Source organism: Neisseria sp. HMSC065D04 (assembly GCF_001815675.1).
In the GTDB taxonomy this organism is placed as follows: domain Bacteria; phylum Pseudomonadota; class Gammaproteobacteria; order Burkholderiales; family Neisseriaceae; genus Neisseria.
On record NZ_KV821499.1, the window covers coordinates 80,256 to 86,907 of the forward strand.

A 6,652-nucleotide genomic window follows, 5' to 3' on the forward strand; every position below is an offset into this window, starting at 1 on the left:
CATTCATGAACAATTTTGACGATTCCTACCGTGCCATGCCCGTCGGCGTGATTGCGGCAAGTTTTGCCGTAACCATGCTTGTCGATTTCATGCCTTTTCCCTTTGATGTGTTTTTTTGGCTGCCCGAACTGACTGCGCTGATGCTGCTTTATTGGTCTATGCATCATCCCCAACGCGTCGGCATGGGCATTGCGTTTTTGCTCGGCCTGATAGTCGATGCCGCAACGGCAGCAACTTTGGGGCTGCACGCATTGTCTTATACGGTCATGGTGTATTTCGTCTTGAACACGCGCCGTCAAATCATGCTCTACGGCCACATCATGCAGATTGGGGCGGTATTGGCAGCATTGTTCTGCCATCAGGCGGTCTTGGTGGCGGCGCGCCTGTTCCTCAACAACCAAATCATTACTTGGCAAAGTTTCATCGCGCCTTTGGCAGGCGCGCTGCTTTGGCCTTTCTTGAGCCAGTTGATGCTGATGCTGACCAATTTCTATCGCGCCAACAGATAACGTGAAACCATGTCTATACTGAATACTATGAAACGTCGTCTGAAAAATGGCGGTGGCGGTAAAACACAGACTGCAAAGGCGGCGCAAGCCGATTCTTTATTGCGTCTGCTGGTAGTGTTTATCCTGATTGTGGTTCTGTTTGCCGCATTGGTGGCTCGGTTTGTTTATTTGCAGGTGTTCCGGCATGACGATTTTTCCGGGCAGGCATCCAGCAACCGCATCACATTAATTCCGACTCCGCCTGTCCGCGGCGAAATCGTAGATGTCAACGGCGTACCGTTGGCAAAAAACTATCCCGTGTTTTCGCTGGAAGTCATCCCCAGCCGTATTGAGGGTAAGATGGAGGATGTCATCGAAGCCCTGCGGAAGTATGTCGATATTACGCCTACCGATTTGAAGCGTTTCCACAAATACCGCGAAAGCTACCGAAAATTTGAAAACATCCCGCTCAAACTGCGCCTGACAGATGAAGAAGCGGCGAAATTATCCGTACATCTTAATGAATTTAAAGGCGTAGAAGTCAATTCGCGCACTTTCCGCGAGTATCCTTATGGCAAACTGACTTCACACTTTTTAGGCTACATCGGCCGCATCAGCGACAAAGATCAGGAAATTTTGGAAGAAGAGGGCTTGACTGCGCTCTATCGCGGCAGCACGCACATTGGTAAATCGGGGCTGGAAAAATATTACGAACCGCAGCTTCATGGCGCGCCCGGCTATCAAGAAGTGGAAAAAGACGCTTACGGCAATATTGTGCGCGTCTTGAAAAACGTACCCTCACGCATGGGGCAAACTTTGCGCTTGGGCATGGACATCCGCATGCAACAAGAGGCGGACAAAATATTGGGAGACAGGCGCGGGGCGATTGTCGCCATCAATCCGCAAGACGGTACGGTGTTGGCTTTCGTTTCCAAGCCTTCTTTCGATCCCAACCTCTTTATCGACGGCATCGACAGCGAAACTTGGAAAGCCTTGAATGATGACTGGAAAAAACCGTTGGTCAACCGCGTAACGCAAGGTCTGTATCCGCCGGGCTCGACGTTTAAGCCGTTTATGGGCATGGCTTTGCTGGAAAGCGGCAAAATTACCCAAACGACGGTCGTTCCCGCGCCCGGCGCATGGAGCATTCCCGGCAGCCGCCACGTCTTCCGAGATTCCGTACGCAGCGGTCACGGTTCGGCAAATTTGAGCAAGGCGATACAGGTGTCGTCCGATACCTTTTTCTACCGCTTGGGCTACGAAATGGGCATAGACAAAGCATCGCCGTATTTAGCGCAATTCGGTTTCGGTAAAAAAACCGGCATCGACCTGCCCAGCGAATATACGGGCGTTTTGCCCAGCCGCGAATGGAAGGCGAAACGCTTTGCCAAATCGTCCGATCCTACCGCCAAAGAATGGCGCGCAGGCGAGATGGTCTCGGTCAGCATCGGGCAGGGTTACAACGCTTACACCCCGCTGCAAATGGCACACGCCACCGCTTCGCTCGCCAATAACGGCGTGGTTTATCAGCCGCATTTGGTGAAAGAATTGTTGGATTTCGACAAACGAAAAATCACGCGTATCAATCCCAATCCTGAATACAAAATCCCGTTCAAACAAGATAACTTCGAATACGTCAAACAGGCGATGGAGAAAGTCTTGAAACCGGGCGGTACGGCACACCGCATCGGCGGCGGATTGGCTTACAGCATGGGCGGCAAAACGGGCACGGCGCAGGTTGTGCAAATCAAGCAGGGCGGTCGTTACAACGCCGCAGCTTTGCGCGAGCAACACCGCGACCATGCGTGGTTTATTTCGTTCGCCCCCTTGGAGAAGCCTGAAATCGCCATTGCCGTAATTCTGGAAAACGGCGGCTGGGGTGCCTACGCCGCACCGCTTGCCCGCAGCCTGACCGATTTTTATATGCTCAATGTCAAGCCGCAGCAATTTTCAGACGACTCCGACGCAGGCGGAATGCCCGAACCGCAACAACACCGCACACAACCCCAACCGCCGACCATATTCCAAAAAGCCTACGGTCTGAAACAGGAGGAAGCAAATCATGAATGAAACGGTTGGAATGTGGGCAAAAATCAAGCGCACCGTATCTGCTCCGATAGATCCGTGGCTGTTTTTCCCCATGCTCGCCATCTACATCATGAGCCTGTTTTTGCTCTATTCGGCGGACGGGCAGGATTTCGGCCAGCTTGAACACAAAACCCTGCATACGGTCGTCGGCTTCGCCCTGTTGTGGTTTGTCGCCTCATTCAAGCCGCGTGATGCCGCAAAGGTTGCGCTGCCGATGTACCTGATTGGCGTGTTGCTGCTTGTCGCCGTCGAAGTTGCGGGCGTAACCGTCAATGGCTCTACCCGCTGGCTGGAGCTCGGCTTCACGCGCATCCAGCCTTCCGAAATCATGAAAATCGTCCTACCCATGACCGTCGCTTGGTACTTCCAGCGGCACGAAGGTCGTCTGAAATGGTTTCACTACGTCATCGCCATGCTTTTAATCCTCATCCCCGTTGCGCTGATTTTGAAACAGCCCGACTTGGGTACGGCGGTTTTGATTATGGCATCGGGTATTTTCATCGTCTTTTTCGCAGGTCTGCCGTGGAAAGTCATCTTTGCCGCCATCATCTCCTTTGTTGCCGCATTACCGCTTTTGTGGAACTATGGGATGCACGACTATCAGAAAACCCGCGTCCTGACGCTGTTTGACCCGACGCAGGACCCTTTGGGCGCAGGCTACCACATCATCCAGTCCATGATTGCCATCGGTTCGGGCGGTGTTTGGGGGAAAGGCTGGCTCAACGGCACACAAACGCATTTGGATTACATTCCAGAGTCCACGACCGACTTCATTTTTGCCGTATATGGCGAAGAATTCGGTTTGATCGGCAACATCTTGCTGCTGCTGGTTTACCTCGTTATCCTGACGCGCGGACTGCTGATTGCCGCCAAAGCCCAATCGCTTTACAGCCGCACGCTTGCCGGCGCATTGACCATGACCTTTTTCTGCTACGCCTTTGTGAACATGGGTATGGTGAGCGGCATTTTGCCCGTTGTTGGTGTTCCCCTGCCGTTGGTCAGCTATGGCGGCACTGCAACGCTCTCCATCATGACCGTACTTGCGCTGCTCATGGGTATTTCCAGCGAGCACAAAACCAAACGCCGCTACGAATTCAATGACAAAGCGGACGTAAACGTCTCTACAAAAAACCAATAAGGGAATAAAAAATGGAATTAGGTGTAGAAATCGGCAAACTTTTGGTTGCCTTCCTTGTACTGATCAACCCGTTCAGCGCGCTCTCGATTTACCTTGATTTGACGCAGGATCACAGCACCAAAGAAAAACGCCGCATTGCCCGCACCGCCGCGCTCGCCGTCTTCATCGTCATTGCCGTCTTCACCTTGATGGGCGGGATGTTGTTGAAAATATTGGGCATCAGCGTCGGTTCCTTCCAAGTCGGCGGCGGTATTTTGGTATTGCTTATCGCCATCTCCATGATGAACGGCAACGATAACCCCGCCAAACAAAATATCGGTGGAGACAAAGAAGAGGGCGTTGTACCACACATCCAGAAAAACGCCAAAGCCATCGCCGTCGTTCCCGTCGCTATTCCCATCACCATCGGTCCGGGCGGTATCTCTACCGTGATCATCTACGCCTCAGCCGCCAAAAATTACAGCGATATTGCTTTGATCCTTACCGCAGGCTTCCTCGTCAGCCTGATTTGCTACGCCATCCTCATCGTCGCCGGGCGAATCAGCAAAAAACTGGGCACGACAGGGTTGACCATCCTTAACCGCATCATGGGCATGATGCTTGCCGCCGTCTCCGTAGAAATCATCGTCGCGGGATTGAAATCCATTTTCCCGCAACTGGCAGGCTAGTTCATCGGGGTGTATAGAAGGCAAACTGTCCATCTTTATTAAGGAAAAAGGTCATCTGAAACTAAGTTTCAGACGACCTTTAGTCTATAGCGCAAATATCTATCCAAAATACAATCGTCAAAACTATGTCACTATTTATTGAGGGATTTGCTTTCATACGACCTTGGCAACAGCAAAGAAGCAATCGCGCCTGCAATTGCACCCATTATTCCAACTCCGGTGTACATTTGCCAATCCAATGTCGTTGAACGCTGATATATCAGCATCAATATCCCTTCAGATGCCGCAATCGTGATTACCACACCTGCCGCTGAAAGCAATGCAAACAACAGCGTTCCTGCTACACTGCGCCGCAAGCACAAACGTTTCGCGACAAGGGTGCATAGCAGCATGGCGGGCAGAGCATGGGCAGCGAAAATCAAAACACTGCTCAATATCTCTAAAACGGATGGATTTCCTTTATCTAAAACATACATGTAAAGCAATAATAAAAACAAGAGTGTTTGTACGCCAAATGCAACCAGCAGCATAGCGGCAGATTTCCAATATGCTTTAATTTTAGGCTGATTCATCATATTCCTTTTTTAATATAGTCATAGTGCAATGTGATTAATTTATCGATTCTATAGTGGATTAAATTTAAACCAGTACGGCGTTGCCTCGCCTTGCCGTACTATCTGTACTGTCTGCGGCTTCGTCGCCTTGTCCTGATTTAGAGTTAATCCACTATATGTTTGAATCTGCTTAAATATCGCACATGGATAAATTTGTTCCGCTTATTGGAGGTCGTCTGAAAATTTGGTTCCCATCAATGGAAATAGGAAATTCAGTTTATTTCTTGAATGAGAAGCTAAAAAATTTTGCCCTGAGTTTTCAAAAGCGTTACACTCCATGCGGCATCGAGAGTAGGGTAGCAGTCTTATGATTTTATGGGCTGCCAAAATTGTTCAAGTATTTGAATGATTTTACCCTTTGAGGCAAATAACATCGATGTCAACTTATCTAACCACGCCGCTGCCGTCATTGCGCCGGTAGTCAGGCAGTCAGCGTCATTGCGCCGCTGTAAATACGAAAGAACACACTATGACCATCTCTCCCGTCGCCTTGCGCCGTAAGACCGAGCGCAAGCCGCATCCAACCGCGCGTTATTGGAAAAAATGCGATGTCGAAGCACTGTTCGGACTGCCCTTCCTCGACCTCGTTTACCAAGCCGCCGAAATCCACCGCCAGAATTTCAACCCGCGCGAAATCCAGCTTTCCACCCTGTTGTCCATCAAAACCGGCGGCTGCCCCGAAGACTGCGCCTACTGCCCGCAATCGGCGCACCACAACACCAATCTGGGCAAAGAGCAGATGATGGATGTGGATGAAATCGTCGAAAAAGCCAAAATCGCCAAATCGCGCGGCGCAAGCCGTTTCTGCATGGGCGCGGCATGGCGCGGCCCCAAACCGAAAGATGTGGAGACGGTTTCCGCAATCATCAAAGCCGTGAAGGGCTTAGGCATGGAAACCTGCGGCACGTTCGGTATGCTTGAAGACGGCATGGCGGAAGATTTCAAAAAAGCAGGTTTGGACTATTACAACCACAACCTCGATACCGACCCCGAACGTTACAACGACATCATCCACACGCGCAAACACGAAGACCGCATGGACACCTTGGGCAAAGTCCGCAACGCCGGTTTGAAAGTCTGCTGCGGCGGCATCGTCGGCATGAACGAAACCCGCGCCGAGCGCGCCGGGCTGATTGCCAGCCTCGCCAACCTCGACCCGCAGCCCGAAAGTGTGCCGATTAACCAGTTGGTCAAAGTGGAAGGCACGCCGCTGGCCGATGCCGAAGATTTGGATTGGACGGAGTTCGTCCGTACCATCGCCGTGGCGAGGATTACCATGCCACACAGCTACGTCCGCCTTTCCGCCGGACGCTCGGGTATGCCCGAATCCATGCAGGCAATGTGTTTTATGGCGGGCGCGAACTCGATTTTCTACGGCGACAAGCTCTTAACCACCGAAAACCCCGACGAAGACGGCGACCGCCTGCTGATGGAAAAACTGGATTTGTACCCGCTGCGGTTTGAGTTGGAAGAAGAGTACGAAGCGGCGCAGGAAACGCCCAAGATTAAGGTGGATTATTAATCGTTTTTGCCTATTCCCAATAAACAAGGTCGTCTGAAAACTGTGTTTACAAAGCCAATGCTTCAAACACGATTTCAGACGACCTTTATCTTTGAAAACTCTTTTTATAGTGGATTAAATTTAAATCAGGACAA

At 51.1% G+C, this 6,652-nt stretch carries 6 protein-coding genes and 1 pseudogene; 5 read left to right on the top strand and 2 right to left on the bottom strand.

All coding sequences use genetic code 11. The features are described from left to right. Positions 1 to 5 precede the first annotated feature (5 nt). Genes mreD through HMPREF3050_RS05010 form a run of 4 tightly spaced genes read left to right on the top strand, consistent with a single transcriptional unit; the run spans position 6 to position 4,382 of the window. On the top strand, positions 6 to 509 hold the full coding sequence (gene mreD, locus HMPREF3050_RS04995; protein ID WP_070773793.1) for a rod shape-determining protein MreD: 504 nt from the start codon (positions 6 to 8) through the stop codon (positions 507 to 509). Between the two features lie 9 nt (positions 510 to 518). Then, the gene (mrdA, locus tag HMPREF3050_RS05000; protein WP_094113327.1) at positions 519 to 2,558 is read left to right on the top strand and encodes a penicillin-binding protein 2; all 2,040 of its coding nucleotides are present in this window, start codon (positions 519 to 521) and stop codon (positions 2,556 to 2,558) included. After that, a complete protein-coding gene (gene rodA, locus HMPREF3050_RS05005) occupies positions 2,551 to 3,714 on the top strand; it encodes a rod shape-determining protein RodA (RefSeq protein WP_070773795.1) in 1,164 nt (387 codons plus the stop codon). Before mrdA ends, rodA begins: the two co-directional genes overlap by 8 nt. 11 nt (positions 3,715 to 3,725) lie before the next feature. Next, positions 3,726 to 4,382 (top strand): MarC family protein, encoded by a 657-nt coding sequence (locus tag HMPREF3050_RS05010; protein WP_070773797.1) that lies wholly within the window; start codon positions 3,726 to 3,728, stop codon positions 4,380 to 4,382. 131 nt (positions 4,383 to 4,513) lie between these two features. Here HMPREF3050_RS05010 and HMPREF3050_RS05015 read toward each other — a convergent pair whose 3' ends face one another. Together HMPREF3050_RS05015 and HMPREF3050_RS14995 are read right to left on the bottom strand one after the other, a co-directional pair. Then, positions 4,514 to 4,954, bottom strand: a complete 441-nt coding sequence (locus tag HMPREF3050_RS05015) for a methionine ABC transporter permease (RefSeq protein ID WP_246830226.1) — start codon at positions 4,952 to 4,954, stop codon at positions 4,514 to 4,516. 57 nt (positions 4,955 to 5,011) lie between these two features. After that, positions 5,012 to 5,136 (bottom strand): annotated as a pseudogene (locus tag HMPREF3050_RS14995) (IS5/IS1182 family transposase); the annotation flags it as partial. 329 nt (positions 5,137 to 5,465) lie between these two features. Here HMPREF3050_RS14995 and bioB point away from each other — a divergent pair. Further along, a complete protein-coding gene (gene bioB, locus HMPREF3050_RS05020; protein WP_049222757.1) occupies positions 5,466 to 6,518 on the top strand; it encodes a biotin synthase BioB in 1,053 nt (350 codons plus the stop codon). The last annotated feature ends 134 nt before the right edge of the window (positions 6,519 to 6,652 follow it).

Excerpts from the sequence above, each read along its gene's own strand:
- mreD (WP_070773793.1), top strand. The coding sequence starts at position 6 with ATGAACAATTTTGACGATTCCTACCGTGCCATGCCCGTCGGCGTGATT.
- mrdA (WP_094113327.1), top strand. The coding sequence starts at position 519 with ATGTCTATACTGAATACTATGAAACGTCGTCTGAAAAATGGCGGTGGC.
- rodA (WP_070773795.1), top strand. The coding sequence starts at position 2,551 with ATGAATGAAACGGTTGGAATGTGGGCAAAAATCAAGCGCACCGTATCT.
- HMPREF3050_RS05010 (WP_070773797.1), top strand. The coding sequence starts at position 3,726 with ATGGAATTAGGTGTAGAAATCGGCAAACTTTTGGTTGCCTTCCTTGTA.
- HMPREF3050_RS05015 (WP_246830226.1), bottom strand. The coding sequence starts at position 4,954 with ATGAATCAGCCTAAAATTAAAGCATATTGGAAATCTGCCGCTATGCTG.
- bioB (WP_049222757.1), top strand. The coding sequence starts at position 5,466 with ATGACCATCTCTCCCGTCGCCTTGCGCCGTAAGACCGAGCGCAAGCCG.